At 46.0% G+C, this 16,278-nt stretch carries 12 protein-coding genes and 1 pseudogene; 7 read left to right on the plus strand and 6 right to left on the minus strand.

Annotated elements, in window-relative coordinates:
• Nucleotides 1-282: 282 nt before the first annotated feature.
• Nucleotides 283-1,206: a proline dehydrogenase family protein gene (locus AC1VYS_RS05970; RefSeq protein ID WP_482913438.1), complete on the minus strand. Its 924-nt coding sequence runs from the start codon at nucleotides 1,204-1,206 to the stop codon at nucleotides 283-285.
• Between the two features lie 444 nt (nucleotides 1,207-1,650).
• Between AC1VYS_RS05970 and pruA the strand changes: the two genes are divergently transcribed.
• A complete protein-coding gene (gene pruA, locus AC1VYS_RS05975; RefSeq protein ID WP_482913439.1) occupies nucleotides 1,651-3,198 on the plus strand; it encodes an L-glutamate gamma-semialdehyde dehydrogenase in 1,548 nt (515 codons plus the stop codon).
• Nucleotides 3,199-3,417: 219 nt separating this feature from the next.
• Nucleotides 3,418-4,722 carry an RNA polymerase factor sigma-54 gene (rpoN, locus tag AC1VYS_RS05980; RefSeq protein ID WP_482913440.1) on the plus strand — a complete coding sequence of 435 codons (1,305 nt, stop codon included), beginning with the start codon at nucleotides 3,418-3,420 and terminating at the stop codon, nucleotides 4,720-4,722.
• A gap of 166 nt (nucleotides 4,723-4,888) precedes the next feature.
• Here rpoN and AC1VYS_RS05985 read toward each other — a convergent pair whose 3' ends face one another.
• On the minus strand, nucleotides 4,889-6,322 hold the full coding sequence (locus AC1VYS_RS05985; protein ID WP_482913441.1) for an aspartate ammonia-lyase: 1,434 nt from the start codon (nucleotides 6,320-6,322) through the stop codon (nucleotides 4,889-4,891).
• Nucleotides 6,323-6,655: 333 nt separating this feature from the next.
• Here AC1VYS_RS05985 and AC1VYS_RS05990 point away from each other — a divergent pair, with 333 nt between their 5' ends.
• The 3 genes from AC1VYS_RS05990 to AC1VYS_RS06000 all read left to right on the plus strand — a co-directional run bounded on the left by AC1VYS_RS05990 (nucleotide 6,656) and on the right by AC1VYS_RS06000 (nucleotide 9,965).
• Entirely contained in the window at nucleotides 6,656-7,933 is a 1,278-nt protein-coding gene (locus AC1VYS_RS05990; RefSeq protein ID WP_482913442.1) for a methyl-accepting chemotaxis protein, read from the plus strand.
• 232 nt (nucleotides 7,934-8,165) lie between these two features.
• The gene (locus tag AC1VYS_RS05995) at nucleotides 8,166-9,011 is read left to right on the plus strand and encodes a hypothetical protein (RefSeq protein ID WP_482913443.1); all 846 of its coding nucleotides are present in this window, start codon (nucleotides 8,166-8,168) and stop codon (nucleotides 9,009-9,011) included.
• 243 nt (nucleotides 9,012-9,254) lie between these two features.
• A complete protein-coding gene (locus AC1VYS_RS06000) occupies nucleotides 9,255-9,965 on the plus strand; it encodes a stalk domain-containing protein (protein ID WP_482913444.1) in 711 nt (236 codons plus the stop codon).
• 139 nt (nucleotides 9,966-10,104) lie between these two features.
• On the opposite strand, the gene AC1VYS_RS06005 is transcribed toward AC1VYS_RS06000, so the two are convergent.
• Nucleotides 10,105-11,079 carry a ring-cleaving dioxygenase gene (locus AC1VYS_RS06005; RefSeq protein WP_482913445.1) on the minus strand — a complete coding sequence of 325 codons (975 nt, stop codon included), beginning with the start codon at nucleotides 11,077-11,079 and terminating at the stop codon, nucleotides 10,105-10,107.
• Nucleotides 11,080-11,382: 303 nt separating this feature from the next.
• Here AC1VYS_RS06005 and AC1VYS_RS06010 point away from each other — a divergent pair, with 303 nt between their 5' ends.
• On the plus strand, nucleotides 11,383-12,159 hold the full coding sequence (locus AC1VYS_RS06010; protein ID WP_482913446.1) for a YwaF family protein: 777 nt from the start codon (nucleotides 11,383-11,385) through the stop codon (nucleotides 12,157-12,159).
• A gap of 303 nt (nucleotides 12,160-12,462) precedes the next feature.
• Here AC1VYS_RS06010 and AC1VYS_RS06015 read toward each other — a convergent pair whose 3' ends face one another.
• The 3 genes from AC1VYS_RS06015 to AC1VYS_RS06025 form a co-directional block, all read right to left on the minus strand.
• Nucleotides 12,463-13,257 (minus strand): SDR family oxidoreductase, encoded by a 795-nt coding sequence (locus AC1VYS_RS06015; protein WP_482913447.1) that lies wholly within the window; start codon nucleotides 13,255-13,257, stop codon nucleotides 12,463-12,465.
• A gap of 154 nt (nucleotides 13,258-13,411) precedes the next feature.
• Nucleotides 13,412-13,678, minus strand: coding sequence for a YqkE family protein (locus AC1VYS_RS06020; protein WP_482913448.1), 267 nt, complete (start codon nucleotides 13,676-13,678; stop codon nucleotides 13,412-13,414).
• Between the two features lie 431 nt (nucleotides 13,679-14,109).
• Nucleotides 14,110-14,769, minus strand: a complete 660-nt coding sequence (locus AC1VYS_RS06025; RefSeq protein ID WP_482913449.1) for a peptidylprolyl isomerase — start codon at nucleotides 14,767-14,769, stop codon at nucleotides 14,110-14,112.
• 256 nt (nucleotides 14,770-15,025) lie between these two features.
• On the opposite strand from AC1VYS_RS06025, the pseudogene AC1VYS_RS06030 reads away from it, so the two are divergent.
• Nucleotides 15,026-16,237, plus strand: a pseudogene (locus tag AC1VYS_RS06030) (MFS transporter).
• Nucleotides 16,238-16,278: the final 41 nt, after the last annotated feature.

Raw genomic sequence — 16,278 nt, forward strand, 5'->3', positions numbered from 1 at the left:
AACTGAGAGAGGAGTGAGATAACGAAACAGGAGCAAAGTGTGAGTACACTTAAAGTTATTTTGTCTAAAAATTTTGACATTACATATTGTAGATTCTTATTTTTTAGACATTCATTTTGTATGGGGATGGCGTGTTAGAGGTGTGGTTTTGTGTGATTCAAAAAAAGGAAGAGCCATGTTCTCCAGACAGACTGGGTGGCATGGCTTGGTAGGGTTGGGTTGCATGGATGAATGGCTGAATGGCTCAATGCATGGCATGGCCAGAGCTTTTTTACATATATTCTAGCGGAACATGTTTTTCACAACCATCCAGAGATTCGCGGGTTTCTCTGCCAGGCGACGGGTATAGTAGGGGTACCACATTGTGCCATAGGGCACGTAACAACGAATGCGATAACCTTCCTGGGCAAGGCGTTCCTGCTCACTCATGCGCAGGCCATATAACATCTGGAATTCAAAGGCCTCCGGAGGGATATCCCGGTCCTTGGCGTATTGTTTCGTCCAGTTAATGATATGATCATCATGGGAGGCCACAGCCGTATAAACGCCTTGATCCAGATGATGACGAATCATCGTTTTGAACTGATGAATGACCTCGGCTGTACTTTGAAATGCGACCGTTGCAGGTTCTTTGTAAGCTCCTTTGACAAGACGCAGCCGAATGCCTTCCCGGATCATATCGCGTGTATCCTCTTCGGTTCGATGCAGATAAGCTTGTAATACGGTACCTGAATTATCCAGCCCTTCCGCATGCAATCTTCGCACGATATCAAGAGTTGCCTGTGTAAACGGGCTGTCCTCCATATCGATGCGTACGAACAGCTCATGTTCCTTTGCCCGTGATGCAACCGCATGAATATTCTGATAACCTTCTTCCGGGTCAAGCGCCAGCCCCATTTGGGTTGGCTTGAGTGAAACATTGGAGTTCACACCGCTATGCGCTATTCCTTCAACCAGCCTCACGTATTCATCTCTGTATAGTGCCGCCTCGCGCAGATGGGTGATGCCTTCACCCAAATGATCCAGGGTCGCCATGATACCTTTGCTGTTTAAGATACGAATTTCTTCCAGTGCCTCTTCCAGTGTATTGCCCGCTATAAACTTGCCAGCCAGCTTTTTACCGTATTTGAGGGACAGGTTCTCTACGGCTTTATTGCCAGCCACGGTTAACAACGTTTTGCGGTATAGTTCCGTTCCGACACTCATCGTGGTTCCTCCTAAACATTCATGATTGTGTATTTACATATCTAGCAAAAACCGTGCCAGAATCTGTTGAATGCGATTGCTGATGCCCTAATTATTTTGTGAAAATTTTTATCTCCGTGAGACAAAAAAATATTTCATGTTCTAGCGGAGTTGGCACGCTTCTTGCTTCATATATTTGAATGAGACGTAAGTGCTGCGTGAATCCGAGCAGCGATCGATATAAGTTGAACAACTTTTTACACAAATAACGGAGAGGACAGAAAAAACCTGGAAAGCGAAGCGGTCGCATTTATCACCGGATTTTTCCCTTAGGAGAAGGGAATCCAAAAAAATCTGGGGATAACAGCGAATGGAAGGTTATTCTGTCCTAGGAGTGCTCGTGTAAATTATCTTTGTGAAACTTATAAAGTGAGTAGAACCCACATCCTGAAGGAGGAATCATTGATGAATATCCCTTTTGTTAACGAACCATTTACCGCTTTTGCGGTGCAAGCGAACCGGGAAGCCTTTGAGGAAGCGCTCCGTAAGGTGGAATCTGAACTTGGACAGGAATATCCGATGATTATTGGTGGGCAAAAAGTAACCGGCAGCCGCACGTTAACCTCCGTGAACCCGGCTGCTAAGGATCAGGTGATTGGAACGATTCATCAAGCCGATCAGGAGCTGGCCGAGAAGGCCATCCAAACGGCTGCGGAAACGTTCCATACCTGGAAACATACGGACCCGAATGAACGGGCCCGTTATCTCTACAAAGCAGCTGCGATGATGCGCCGCCGCAAGCATGAGTTCTCCGCCTGGATGGTCTATGAGGCGGGCAAAACCTGGCCTGAAGCAGATGCAGATACGGCTGAAGCGATTGATTTTATGGAGTTTTATGCGCGGGAAATGCAGCGTCTCAGTGAGCCGCAGCCGCTTGTACGGATTGCTGGTGAGGATAATGAACTAACGTATATTCCGCTGGGGGTTGGTGTGGTGATTCCACCGTGGAATTTCCCGCTGGCGATTATGGCCGGCATGACCTCTGCAGCTTTGGTTTCAGGCAACACGGTGGTGTTAAAACCTGCCAGCACGACACCAGTCATTGCTGCAAAGTTCGTGGAACTGCTGAAAGAAGTGGGTCTGCCGGACGGCGTAGTAAACTTCTTGCCTGGGCCAGGGAGTGAGGTGGGCGACTATCTTGTCGATCATGCACTGACACGTTTTATCAGTTTCACGGGTTCCCGCGATGTCGGTCTGCGGATTAATGAACGTGCTGCACGCACCGCTCCGGGTCAGAAGTGGATCAAACGTGTGATTGCCGAGATGGGCGGTAAAGACTCCATTGTGGTTGACAGTGACAGTGATCTGGAACTGGCAGCCGAGTCCATCACGGCTTCGGCTTTTGGTTTCTCGGGACAAAAATGTTCGGCGTGCTCCCGTGCCATTATTCATAAGGATGTATATGATAAAGTATTACAAAAGGTGATTGAACGGACACGAAAACTAACGATGGGTAGTCCGCTTGAAGTGGTGAATGACATGGGCCCTGTCATTGACGATAAGGCATACGCAAAGATCATCGAATATATCGAGATTGGTAAAGGGGAAGGACGTTTGGTTCATGGAGGAGGCACCGGAGATCCGGCAGGATATTTCATCGAACCGACCATTATTGCAGATGTGGAACCCCGTGCCCGGATCTCACAAGAGGAGATTTTCGGCCCGGTACTGGCTTTTATCAAAGCTGATTCATTCCAGGATGCGCTGGAGATTGCCAATAACACAGACTATGGTCTGACGGGTGCCGTGATCTCCCGTAATCGAGCACATCTGGAGCAGGCAAGAAGTGAATATTTTGCGGGTAATTTGTATTTTAACCGGAAGTGCACGGGAGCCTTGGTAGGTACGCATCCGTTTGGCGGATTTAATATGTCGGGTACGGATTCCAAAGCAGGTGGCAGGGATTATCTGTTGTTGTTTACCCAAGCGAAGCTGGTGTCTGAAAAATATTAAATGATGCAGGAGGCAGCATCTCTGTATTGACATGCTGACAAGGGCTGAACGATATGGTATTATGCCTGCAAATACCTTTGGAAAAGGAAGAATGTAATCTGGAAATCGCTATTCTCCACATTGTTCTGTCATGGAAGTGTATTGTGTAAATCACTCACTGTTCAATGGATATAGTTTTAGTAATCAATTGTGTCTATCATGACATAAGGAGGGCATCGGATGTTAGGTGTTCAGTTGGTGCAGGAACAACGGTTCCGGCTGTCCATCACGCCGGAGATGAAGCAGTCCTTTCATTTGCTGACCATGCCCGGTCAGGAACTGATTCGTTATTTGCGGGATGCCGCAGCAGATAATCCGTTACTTGAACTGGAAGAGCAGTCCGTTTATCCTTATAAACCTGTAAGAAGAAATCACCAGCAAACGCAAGCGTTCTATGATCCTTTGCTTCATGCCAAAGAGTCAGCACCTACGCTGGAACATATCCTTGCTTCGCAAATTCGCCTGTTGAATGTTCAGCATGGACTGGAGAAGGTGGCAGTCTATTTAGCCGGATGCGTGAGTGATGAAGGGTACTTGAGGGTTGAGCTATCCGAAGTACAGGCTGAACTCGGAGTGTCCGTGAGCGAAGTGAACGCAGGGCTTGAATTGCTGCAGTCTTTGGAACCTCCAGGTGTTGGGGCACGGAGTTTACAGGAATGCTTGTTATTACAGATCCAGCGTGATCCAGCAGCGGTTCCTCATGCGGAGCGGATCGTGAAGGCAGGGCTGGAGGCCTTGGTTCCTTTTTATCCTGGACGGACAGCAAGCAGGCTTGGTATAACTTCGTACGAAGCACAATTGGCCTATGACTATATTACTCGGCTCGATCCGAAACCTTGCCGTTCGATAGGGTGTAATGAAAGCCCACATTATATTGTCCCCGATGCAGTTGTAGAATTGGTTCATGGGGAAATGGTGCTTAAGTTGCCTGCTGCAGGCAATCCGCGCGTATCCATGAATGATGCTTGCAACAATTGGATCAGGGAATCATCCCCCGGGGAGGTCTGGATGAACCGGGCAGCAGAGGCGAGAGCTATTATACGCAGTGTGCAGCAGCGACGCAGGACGTTGCTTCGTGTGCTGAGGGCTGTTATGGATGAGCAGAAGCGATTTTTGAGTGAAGGCCCTGATGCCTTGATGCCGCTTAATATGGCTGTAGTTGCTGAGAAGATACAAATGCATGAGTCAACAGTTAGCCGGGCTGTAAACGGAAAATATATACACACGCCGTATGGGGTGTATGAGGTTAAGGTTTTTTTTGACTCGGGCATTACGCTTGTATCTGGAGAGCAGACGTCTGCATCGGCAGTTAAACGGCGACTGAAGGAAGTCATTCGCACGGAGCAGATGAGCAGACCATACTCGGACAGCCGACTTGCTGCGATCCTTGCCGAAGAGGGAATTATTATTTCCCGAAGAACAGTTGCGAAATACAGGGAGGAGCTGCGAATTCTGCCATCTCTGGAACGGAAACGCTGGGCCTGACGTGTAATGCATTTATGTCAAATCAGGTTAGACTTGGACAATTGCTAACATCGAAAGTCTATTCTTAAAAGTCACATTTCAAAAAAGCCATGTTAACCGTTAAGGAACGGATAACATGGCTTCTTTTTCTGGCAATTTTCATGGGTTACTCATAACATCAATCTGTTTACATGCGCTCCATATTACGCAGGAAATGTTCTCCGGCAATCCCCGGGGTGGTCATCTGCTCTGGATGCAAGATTTCTTCTAATTCTTCCGGTGTCAGCAAACCTCTCTCCAGAATGATTTCCTGCAGGGTCATTCCGGTTTTTAAAGCTTCTTTTACGATCGAAGCTGCTACGTTGTACCCAAGATGCGGGTTAAGGGCAGTTACGACACTGAAGCTTTGTTTCATAATTAACTCACAGCGTTCACGATTGGCTTCCAATTCTTCCACAGCGTATCGTGTGAAGACATCAATGCCGTTATTCATGATCTTCAGTGATTGTAACAGGTTGAATGCAATGACTGGGCCCATCACATTCAGTTCGAATTGTCCTGCTTCGCAAGCCATACAAATCGTATGGTCATTCCCCATGACCTGGAAGGAAACCTGGTTGATTACCTCTGCCATGACCGGATTGACTTTACCAGGCATAATGGAAGATCCCGGCTGCCGAGGTGGCAGAAGCAACTCATTAAATCCGGCACGCGGGCCTGAAGCCATCATGCGAATGTCATTACAGATTTTGGACAGGCTAACTGCGCATACTTTTAGAGCAGCAGAGAGTTCCAGATACGCGTCCGTATTCTGCGTCGCATCAACCAAATCATCTGCCGTCTGCAACGGTAGGCCAGTCACCTCTGACAGATACTCGGTAACCTTAATGATATACTCGGGTTTGGCATTGAGACCTGTGCCTACAGCCGTTGCACCCATATTGATCGAGAGCATGCGTTTATTTGCATATTGAAGACGTTCGATGTCCCGTCCAATCACGCGCGCATAAGCACCGAACTCTTGTCCAAGGCGAATAGGCACGGCATCCTGAAGGTGGGTACGTCCTACTTTGACAACATCGTTGAACTCGATTTCTTTTTTATGGAAAGCTTCCTGCAGTTTTTTCATCGTACCTAACAGGGTCTCGGATAACTGATAAGCCGCAATGCGCAGAGCTGTTGGCACAACGTCATTGGTAGACTGAGACATGTTTACGTGGTTGTTCGGATTACAGTGGAAGTAGTCACCCTTGTTTTTCGTTAATAATTCAAGTCCGCGGTTGGCCAAAATTTCGTTGATATTCATATTCATGGAGGTGCCTGCACCGCCCTGAATGGAGTCTACAATAAAATGATCGAGATGATGGCCTTTCATCATTTCATCTGCTGCCATGATGATGACTTCACCAATCTTGTTCGGAAGCATTTTCAGTTCCATGTTCGCCATAGCTGCAGCTTTTTTGACAGCTGCGAGTGCTGTGATCAGTTCCCGGTGAACCGGAACGCCGGTAATCGGAAAGTTCTCTACAGCCCGAACTGTCTGAATTCCATAGTACGCATAAGCCGGGATTTCTTTTTCGCCGATAAAATCTTTCTCCGTCCGTGTGGACATAGTAGACATCTCGTTCGCCTCCAGTGGCATCATAAAAATAGTTCGGCTCCAGCGTTGCTGAAGCGCACTCAGTATATCATTTAAGCAAAATAGATGCCAAGCTAAATGATTCTTTCCTTGGAACCGATAATAATTTAAATTGGGGAATTTAAAATTTCATATCATGATTATAGCAACAAGGGAGGGATACCTAAGCTTGTCTTATTCATTATGAGCTTTATGGTATGAAAGTCATGCATGAACTGTATACAAAAGGTAAATAGAGCGTTTTCAGTGATATATGTCACATGAAATTTGGTACAAGATTGGTAAAATAGGAAAAAAGGACTACGGGGTGCGAACATGAAATGGACTTTAGGGGCAAAGACTGTTGCAGGTTTGGTACTAATTTCAATTATTACGTACGGAACTAGCGGCTTTTTTATTTTTTTTGTAAAAGACTGGATTTCACTTGATATGCCAAACTGGCTATACATAACTATCATTCTGCTTATGGGAGTATGTTGGAACGGCATTCTCGGCTGGATAGCTTCCCGCTATCTGACTCGTCCAATTGTTCAGCTGTCTCGTGCAGCACAACAGGTATCTTCCGGCGATTTGACCACGGAGATTCCGAAGCGTCGTACGCAAGATGAGCTTACGGTATTATATGATGCTTTTAACGTAATGGTTTCTAATCTGAGAAGTATTGTGAACGATATTGCGGATAGTACACGCACAACTTCTCAAAATGCACAGTCGCTTAGTGAAGCGATTACCCAAGCTGCCGAACAAATCGAGATGATGTCGGAAGCAGTAGATCATATCGCAGTTGGTGTAGAGGATCAGAAAGTAACTTCCCATCATTCTCTGATTACCGCAGACGAGATGCTGAATGATTTTCAGAAGATGCAAAATCAGTCTTTGGGCATGACAGAGCTATCTGGCCAGATGGAAAAATCAGTAGATCATACGAAAGAAACCTTCTCATCATTGATGAAGGGAATGGACGAGCTAGCGGAGTCTCACAATCGTTCCCGGGATATTATGTTGCTGCTGGAGAAGGAAGCTTCCGATATTGAAGCGATTACACAGTCTGTCAAAAATATTGCTGAAGAAACAGGGCTGCTCGCCTTGAACGCTTCGATTGAAGCGGCGCGGGCTGGGGAAGAGGGCGCAGGATTTGCTGTAGTAGCTCAACAGATCCGCAAGCTTGCCGATGAGAGTAAAGATTCGGTACATCGCATTAATGAATTGATCAGCCGTGTGCAGCAACGGATTAGGGAGACGGTGCAGCTCAGCCATGAACAGCATGGACTAGTAGTGAACGAGTCGGAGCGGACGATTTCTGTAGATCAGACGTTGCATGAACTGACAGGAACGGTTGAAGTGTTTATGAAAGGTGCTCATGATATCGGTGCCAAAATTGCTGAACAGACAGGTCGTGTGGAGCAAACGCATGGTCATGTGAAGAAGATCCAAGGTAAAGCTGGTTCCTTCTCAGATGAAGCCAAACGCATTATGGATGCTGCGCACGAAGAAACAGCCATTATGGAAGAAATATCATCTTCAGCAGAAGAGTTAAGACAACTGACGGATCGATTACTCGATAAAACCAAAGCATTTCGGATGCAGCCTTGAGCTGCTTCCGGAGTGTTTTTTATTTTCCGGAAAATTAGGGCGTGTCTTGGAACCTGCTGCTTTCATCAGCGTTTTCAGACACGATCTAGCTTATTATGGTAAAAGACGAACGTTTTTTCGCCTGGTTGAAGATTTGTAAAGATTTTTTAAGAAAGATTAACAAAATTGCAACGCGCGGGCGATAAATGAAGATATAATAGGATTATCACAACAGAAGAAGGAGCCCAGTATATTGAAAACTTGGACAGGTATCCTGCTGATGATTATTTTGGCGGTGGCTACACTTTCGATAACTTCAACTGCCAAAACGACAAATGAGTCGCAACAACAGCTTAATATAGATGAATCATCCAGCCAGGCCGTAGCGGTCGAGGCTTCCCATATAGATCGAATGAATGATGCAGTGAGCAGCAACAAAGAGATGACGCAAGTTCAAGCAGATGATGTTTCGGTGGCACCAGAGAATAACGATGTTCGAGTGTACCCGATGAGCGTCGAAGGCTCTGGATATATATATAATGGCCTTGTAGTTGAGGCGAACGGCAAGAAACGTGAATTTAGTGATTGGAGAGCAGAGGGCGGATCGTACAAACCTGAAGTGCATGAACTGGATTTGAACGGTGACGGTAAAAAAGAGATAGTGGTGTTGTATTCCGAGGGACACGGAACCGGAATTTATCTGGGTCAGGCACATATTCTTGATCCGGTTTCACTGGAAGTAATGAAGATGCAGACTTTGGATGAGATTGTGAAAGAACATGTGGAGTCCAGAGTGACTACAGACTCCGACCAGATCAACATAGATATTGCCGTGGATGGGGTTCCAGCCGAGTCCTCCCATGTGGAGAAGGGAGTCGGTGATGGCCTCTACAATGATAAGTTACAATTTGGCCGTGTGACCTATTATAGCGTGGAGGATGGAAAGCTTGTTGTTTCTACATCTGGGGCATATGGCGAAGAGGTGTATGCCGGTGATTTGACGTTTTCCTATGTGTATGAGAATGGAGAGTGGAAAGCAAACGACTTGAAATATAATACGGAAGTATACGAAGAAGAGTACTACGAATCATTTGATTGAACAAAGGGTGGCCTTGCGCTGCAGCGCGAGGTCTTAGATGTAAATACCTAATAAAATATCGGATATGCTATGGCAAGTGTGACCATCGAATGGGGCTGAAAAAAAAGGAGTGACTTCAGCCTCATTTTGTGCTGTCTGGAAATAAAAAAAGTTTCGAGAAAATGCTGAAAACAATTGACATTCACGCTTTAGTCGTTTAAATGTATAAAGGACAACTCATTTAAACGTCTGGGAGGGAATTTGATGAAGAAAAAAGTCGTACTTGGTTTGATGGTGGGCACATTGACACTCGGTATTGGTACAGGTGCACTTGCAGCGACAGGTTTGGAGCAAATCAAAGCGTATCTCAACAGCAAAATCACCCTGAAATTAAATGGTGAGACAGTGACAGCCAAGGATGCGAATGGCAAGACAGTATTGCCGATCACATATAACGGAACCACATATCTGCCGGTTCGAGCGGTAGGTACTTTGCTTGGAACAGAGATCAATTATGATGGTGCAACTTCATCCGTCCTCATCGGTGGAGGATCAAATGGGTCCGCGCCAGTAACAAACACCAATGTAACGCTGAGTGTACTTGGAACGTCCGTACTGGGATCTACCGCTTGGCACACCAAAGATCCTAAGGATACCACATACAAAGGCAAAGATTACAAAGATGTGTATCTTCATAATGACCCTGCGAAACAGGGGAAAGATATTCAGATCAACACGGGGAAAAAATATTCTTCTCTGCACTTGGAACTCGCCGCGCTGAAGGGAAATCAGGAGATTCATATCTACGACCAGGATCTCGCGACACTCAAAAAGTTCAACATCACTCCGGAAAGCGGTATGATGAGTCTTGATGTGGATGTTAAAGGTACAGATGCTGTGTATGTCGAGATTGTATCCGAAGATCCAGGTTCAGCCTTGTTTGTACCACTTACTACATCATATCTGACTAAGTAAGACAGACTACGTATGCTGGCTAATAAAAAACGATGATTCACCAGGCATTCTCTGATTCAAGTTTTGAATTAGAGCTGCCGGGTGATCATCGTTTTATTTTTGATTTATTGAAAATTGGCTTACCCGGTTGTTACGGACATCAGCGGATTATAGTATTCAGTGGTTTCAGGTTTGCTTCAATCTGAGCACGGCGCCCTTCCAGGAACGGGGGCAGTGCGAGCGATTCTCCGAGAGTTGCAAAGTCCTCATCTGTATCAAATCCTGGGCCGTCTGTAGCAAGCTCAAACAAAATACCGTTAGCTTCACGGAAGTACAGGGAACGGAAGTAGAAGCGGTCTACAAAACCGGAGCTTGGGAATTGGAACTGATGCACGCGGTCAACCCATTGTCGCAATTCTTCCTCATTGTCAACACGGAATGCCACATGGTGAACACTGCCGCGTCCAGGACGTTCCAGCTCCAAGTCATTACGCTCCTCCAAGTGAACTTCCGAACCGCTGCCACCTTCGCCAGATTCGAACACAAGCACATCAGGCTGACCTGGAGTAAATGCAGGATAGCTTCCTTTTGCTCTGAATCCAAGCAGCTCTGTGAGAACAGGGGTAGTGAGTGATGCATCCTGAACAGTCAGATGAATGGGGCCGAGTCCAATGATCCCATACTCGGCGGGCACGGGGCTTCGGTCCCAAGGTTTACCCCCGGCAACACCCGAGTTATGTTCGTCGGATACGAGAATCAGCCGCATGCCTTCGAAGTCTGTGAATGCCAGTGTCGCACGGCCTCCCCGTTGCATAATCTCTCCGTGAGGGACTTCATATTCGTCGAATCGCTGAGCCCAATAGGCGAGAGCAGCATCACTTGGTACACGAAGTGAAGTAGCGGAGATGCTGTTCACCCCTTCACGTGTACGTCCAGCCATCGGAATTTCGAAGAAGGTAAGCTCTGTACCGGGATTTCCTTTTTCATCTCCATAGAACAGGTGATAGACTGAGACGTCATCCTGATTGACAGTTTTTTTGATCAAACGCAGGCCCATGATGTCTGTATAGAACCGGTAGTTCTGATCGGCATGTGCGGTAAGTGCGGATACGTGGTGGAGTCCTTTGATTAGCATAATATATTCCTCCTAAAGGTAAAGTTGAAATCTTCTGAAATTTTCCTGAATGTATTAGAACGCTAAGGTTAATAAGAATAAGCTCAGATCAATTAAGATCATATTTGAAATGCGGAATTTAAAGTTACTAACTTTTTGTTTGTTTTGTTCTTGGTTTTATCTTAACATAGAGATATTTAAAATACAATACTTATCTGAATGAAGCTGGACAGTTATTAGTTTCGGTGGCAAAATGAGAAAAGTTACCATTCGCGTTGTAAAAAGTAACCCCTGTTAACCTGAACAAAAGGAGAGAAGAAAGGTATGGCCTACCCACCTTGGCTTGACCCATATGATGCAGAGCCTTTTGCGGCATTCTCGACTTCACATATCGTATCCATGATCATCATTGCTGTACTTGTTGTCCTGTTATTTCTTGTTCGGCATCGGCTTCGTTTAATGTCTGAACGTTCAAGCCGGAGAGTGCGCATCGTGCTGGCAGGGTTCATGATTAGTTGTGAGATTGTACTACAATTCTGGTATATGTATGGAGGGATTTGGAGTCTGCAGACTTCACTACCGCTAGAATTGTGTAGTCTGTCGTTATTATTATCGGCTCTGTTATTACTGACACGTAAAAGATGGTTATATTCTGCTTTACTTTTTTCAGGTATCGCTGGTGCTCTGATGGCGATTGTAACGCCAAATCTCGGATATGATTTTGCTCATTTCCGCTTCATTCAATTCTTTGTTGCACATGCGATGATTGTTATTGCTCTACTTTATATGACATGGGTGGAACAACTTCGTCCTGGATGGAGATCTGTTGCAGGCTCCATGATATTCGTGAATATTGCTGCGCTCGTGGTGTACGTTATTGATGTGCTTCTTGATGCCAATTATATGTTCCTGAGACATAAACCGAACACACCTTCTGTGTTAGATATGCTTGGACCTTATCCGGTCTATATTCTTGGAGAAGAAATTCTGGCTCTGGTGTTGTTCTCCTTGTTATATCTGTTGCTCTTTGCAATTCCGGAGTGGCTGAAACGTATCAGTAGCAAAAGGTTAAAGCAGTCACAATATGATTCGAAAAACTAAGTTTCCTGAATCTTAGTTTTAATTAAGATAACCCGCAAACATTCTGATCATCCAGAAAATTTGCGGGTTTGTTAGATTTTTTACACTAAAATTAAGATGAAAGATTCATTTACACTTGAACGGAGAGGACAGAAAAAACCAGAGAAAGCGAAGCGTTCGCCTAAAAGCTTTCTGAAAGAAAGCTGCATCGGAAGCATATGCTTATCACCGGATTTTCCCCTTTGGAAAAGGGAATCAAAAAAATCTGGGGTATAACAGCGATTAGAAGGTTATTCTGTCATCAGAGTGGAGGTGTAGATAACTTCATCCACGCAGAAGGGATTCTGCGCCATCCACATAGATTCGTGTGCCTGTCACATGAGAGGCTTCATCTGAAGCAAGGAACAGCACCAGATTGGCAACTTGCTCCGATGTTCCTGGTTCACCCTTGAGTGGATGCTCATGTCCCTCAGGAAACTCAACTGGAATCTGAACATCTTTCAGGTCATCCGATGGATACGTATTGTCGTCAATGTTCGTATCAATCGCTCCCGGGCATACAGCGTTAACACGAATTTTGTAACGAGCCAGCTCCAGTGCCGCCATTTTGGTAAAAGCCGTTTGACCGGCTTTACTGGAAGCGTATGCAGAAAATCCGATGCCGGAGAATACCCGGTTGCCGTTAATGGAACTCGTAATGATAATGCTGCCGCCGCGTTCTTTCAGATGAGGGATGGCATACTTCACGGTTGCAAACGTACCACGCATGTTAATCTCCATCGTCTGATCCCAATCTTCGATTTTCATCGTTTCAATTGGAGCCATGGCGCCATTAATTCCTGCATTAGCAAAAACGATATCCAGCTTGCCTGCTTCGGTTGCCGCCTGGTTGATGGCTTTTTCTACATGTTCCGGCTTGGAGATATCGCATTCAATCACATAAGCTTCGCCACCGGCTTTTTCGATGATCTGTTTCGTTTCCTCTGCGTTCTCGGGCGTACGATCTAACATGTATACTTTGGCCCCTTGCTCGGCAAATCGAATGGCAGAGGTCTGACCAATACCGGAGCCGCCTCCAGTAACAATTGCTACTTTGCCTTCCAAACGTTGTTCAGCCATTCATTGATCCCTCCATGTATGAATTGTCCTTGAACACTCTACTTCTAAATACCCGACATGGGGGAGGTGAATCATATGTATACATATAAAAAAACAGAGCCCAATTTGGACCCTGTCTCCAAAGTAACATTGTTTTTTTTCTTTGCTCCCTTGATTACTTATGTTTCTTCCAGTCCATGGAGCTGTTATTCAGCAAGTATTCAAAATCATTATCCCGGCGCTTTTGCTCTGCCTTACGAGCTTCCTCTGCCTGTAAACGCTCCTGTTCCTTGCGCTGCGCTTCAGCAGCTTTGGCTTCATCGGCCTGTGCTTTCAGTTTCTCGAGAACATCACTGCTCAGTAAATCTTTCAGCGTGGTCGGTTGGTCCTGATTCTGAGCCTTCGCCTTGGGTGCTGGAGTATGTCTTTTGGATTTAGCCACTTGGAAAATCTCCTTTCACAACATAAATCATAGTCCACATCATTATAGTAGTCATAGTATATCAGGTTCATCGTGCGCATTCCATGAAGTTGAAGGGCAGATGCAGGAAAAAGGGCATGTCACGGCGAATGAAGACAGGTATAAAACCATATAATGGTACCGATACTACGACTATTCCCTGGAGAAAGGAGTCGTTGTTCATGGAGGCAAACCGTAGCTTGTTGAAAGGGCTTGCATGGGGGATGGCCTTTAGTTTCCCACTATGGATTGCGGTTATCGGGTGGCTGAATTTATTGGGATGGATACATTGAGGTGTTATCCGTGGCCGAAAAAGAGGTTTGATTCAGTTATTAATGTAAACGTTATCATTAAATAAGCTCTGCTCTGCGCTACATGCACAGAACAGAGCTTTTGTTTGTTCTTGGAAGAGGTTACTTCTTCTCCTCCGTAATCTTCACAGGTTCTGGATATTCCAGTCCGTGTGTATCAACGGTTACTTTTTTCATGACTTGGTCCGTAACCGGCTTGTCTCCTCCACCGATTTCTTGTGCTGCAATACCATCAACCACGTCCATACCTTCGGTAACCTTACCAAAAGAAGCATAGGCGTTATCCAGATGATCTGCATCTGCCAGCATAATAAAGAACTGGGAACCCGCTGAGTCCAAATTATCTCCACGAGCCATGGAGATTACTCCACGGGTATGCTTCAGATGATTTTTATGACCGTTAGAGGTGAATTCACCTTTAATTGCATAGCCTGGACCACCTGTACCTCTACCTTCAGGATCACCGCCCTGGATCATAAAGCCAGGAATAACCCGATGGAAGATCAGACCATCATAGAAGCCTTTGTTCGCAAGTGAGATGAAATTGTACACTGTATTTGGTGCGATTTCTGGATACAGTTCAATGACGATCTTCTGCCCGTCCTGCATCTCAATTGTTGCTACAGGTTTTGGCCCCTCCGGCGGAGCCGGAACCGAGGGTTGTGCAGCATTGCTTGCAGGGCGTACGCACCCGCTCACAACGATTAACAGCATCGCAAAGACAAGCGAGACTGCGGTTGTTTTTTTCCACCGTGAAAACATGAATAGGTTCCTCCTTGGTTCGTTGTATAACGAATTTCATGAAATATAGTTTGGTTATTTCTTCAACTATCATACCGTTTCTAGGCGCAGAATGGCAATGCAAGCCGTGTTAATCTGGTGAACTGGGGATGGTCTTCAAGAGAGCATGGGTGTAAAATAAGGAAAATGCTTCCGCATCAGGGGGACGTACGGGTCTGTTCCGTCCGCTCCAAACACGGCAGTCCCGGCGTCATTTACGGAAAGGACGTGCGGGGATATGAACTTCTCTTGGAAGCGTAATCTGATCATATTGTGGATCGGTGTCTTTTTTTGCAGTACGGCATATTCAATTTCAATTCCATTTTTGCCCTTATTTCTAAGCAGCGATCTGGGCGTGCGCAATCATCTGGAATTCTGGTCAGGACTTTCTTTTGGCATTACCTTTCTTGCAAGCGCTCTTGTATCACCCTTCTGGGGGTCACTGGCAGATAAATATGGGCGCAAGCCGATGTTAATTCGATCGGGATATAGCCTGGCCATCCTGTATCTGATTAATTTTTTTGTGTAAGATCCGTATTCACTGATTGTGGTTCGACTTTTCCAAGGGTTGCTTGCGGGATTTGTGCCTGCGGCGATTGCACTGGTAGGAACCAATACACCCGAGGAGAAGACAGGATATGCATTGGGCATTATGTCTACAGCGGGAGCTACGGGTGGTATTATCGGTCCACTGATTGGTGGGTTTGTCAGCCATTATTATGGCAACCGGAGTGCGTTTCTATTTTCGGCGATAGTCGTGCTGGTGTCTGCGCTCATTGCAACCTTCTGGGTCAAGGAAGAGAATTTTAATCGTAACAAAGCCCGTTCGCATGTTATGGATGATATCCGTGAAGCGAGAGCGAATCGTGTGTTTGTTACTGTACTCAGTATGATGGGCATATGTACCTTTTCCGTTATGATTCTCGAGCCGCTATTGACGGTATATGTTATGGAGATGGGCGTTCAGCCTGATCGGGCTTCCTTAAGCTCAGGGATTATTTTCTCGGCGGTAGGGGTTGCAACGGTCATTATGGCTCCGCGCTGGGGCAAGCTCGGGTCAAGGATCGGTTTTGGGAAAGTGTTAGTGATTGGACTGATCGGTGGGGCGGTAGGCAATTTGCTGCAATTTTTCACTACAGGTTATGTCGCGTTTGGCATCCTAAGATTTGTTTACGGACTCTTTTTTGCGGCCGTGTTTCCTGCGATCAATGCGATGATTGTGCAAGTTACTGAACCGGCATTTCGGGGACGGGCTTTCAGTTTGAACCAGTCTGCTGCTCAGATTGGAACGATGGCAGGACCGATTATCGGTGGGGTCCTTGGCGGCTGGATACCTATTCGCTGGATATTTATCATTAACGGTCTAGCACTCCTGGCTACTGCAATAGCGGTGAAATGGTCCAGACTGGAGTACAAGATTCCGGGAGCGGCCAAAGCGGTGGAGAAGTAACTAGGATTTGATATGGATACAAATAAGTTTCTGATATGGAA

The sequence above is a fragment of the Paenibacillus sp. G34 genome (genome assembly GCF_056856875.1).

What these genes read in the sequence shown, in the direction of transcription:
- AC1VYS_RS05970 (WP_482913438.1), bottom strand. Translation starts at nt 1,206, where the DNA reads ATGAGTGTCGGAACGGAACTATACCGCAAAACGTTGTTAACCGTGGCT.
- pruA (WP_482913439.1), top strand. Translation starts at nt 1,651, where the DNA reads ATGAATATCCCTTTTGTTAACGAACCATTTACCGCTTTTGCGGTGCAA.
- rpoN (WP_482913440.1), top strand. Translation starts at nt 3,418, where the DNA reads ATGTTAGGTGTTCAGTTGGTGCAGGAACAACGGTTCCGGCTGTCCATC.
- AC1VYS_RS05985 (WP_482913441.1), bottom strand. Translation starts at nt 6,322, where the DNA reads ATGTCTACTATGTCCACACGGACGGAGAAAGATTTTATCGGCGAAAAA.
- AC1VYS_RS05990 (WP_482913442.1), top strand. Translation starts at nt 6,656, where the DNA reads ATGAAATGGACTTTAGGGGCAAAGACTGTTGCAGGTTTGGTACTAATT.
- AC1VYS_RS06000 (WP_482913444.1), top strand. Translation starts at nt 9,255, where the DNA reads ATGAAGAAAAAAGTCGTACTTGGTTTGATGGTGGGCACATTGACACTC.
- AC1VYS_RS06005 (WP_482913445.1), bottom strand. Translation starts at nt 11,079, where the DNA reads ATGCTAATCAAAGGACTCCACCACGTATCCGCACTTACCGCACATGCC.
- AC1VYS_RS06010 (WP_482913446.1), top strand. Translation starts at nt 11,383, where the DNA reads ATGGCCTACCCACCTTGGCTTGACCCATATGATGCAGAGCCTTTTGCG.
- AC1VYS_RS06015 (WP_482913447.1), bottom strand. Translation starts at nt 13,257, where the DNA reads ATGGCTGAACAACGTTTGGAAGGCAAAGTAGCAATTGTTACTGGAGGC.
- AC1VYS_RS06025 (WP_482913449.1), bottom strand. Translation starts at nt 14,769, where the DNA reads ATGTTTTCACGGTGGAAAAAAACAACCGCAGTCTCGCTTGTCTTTGCG.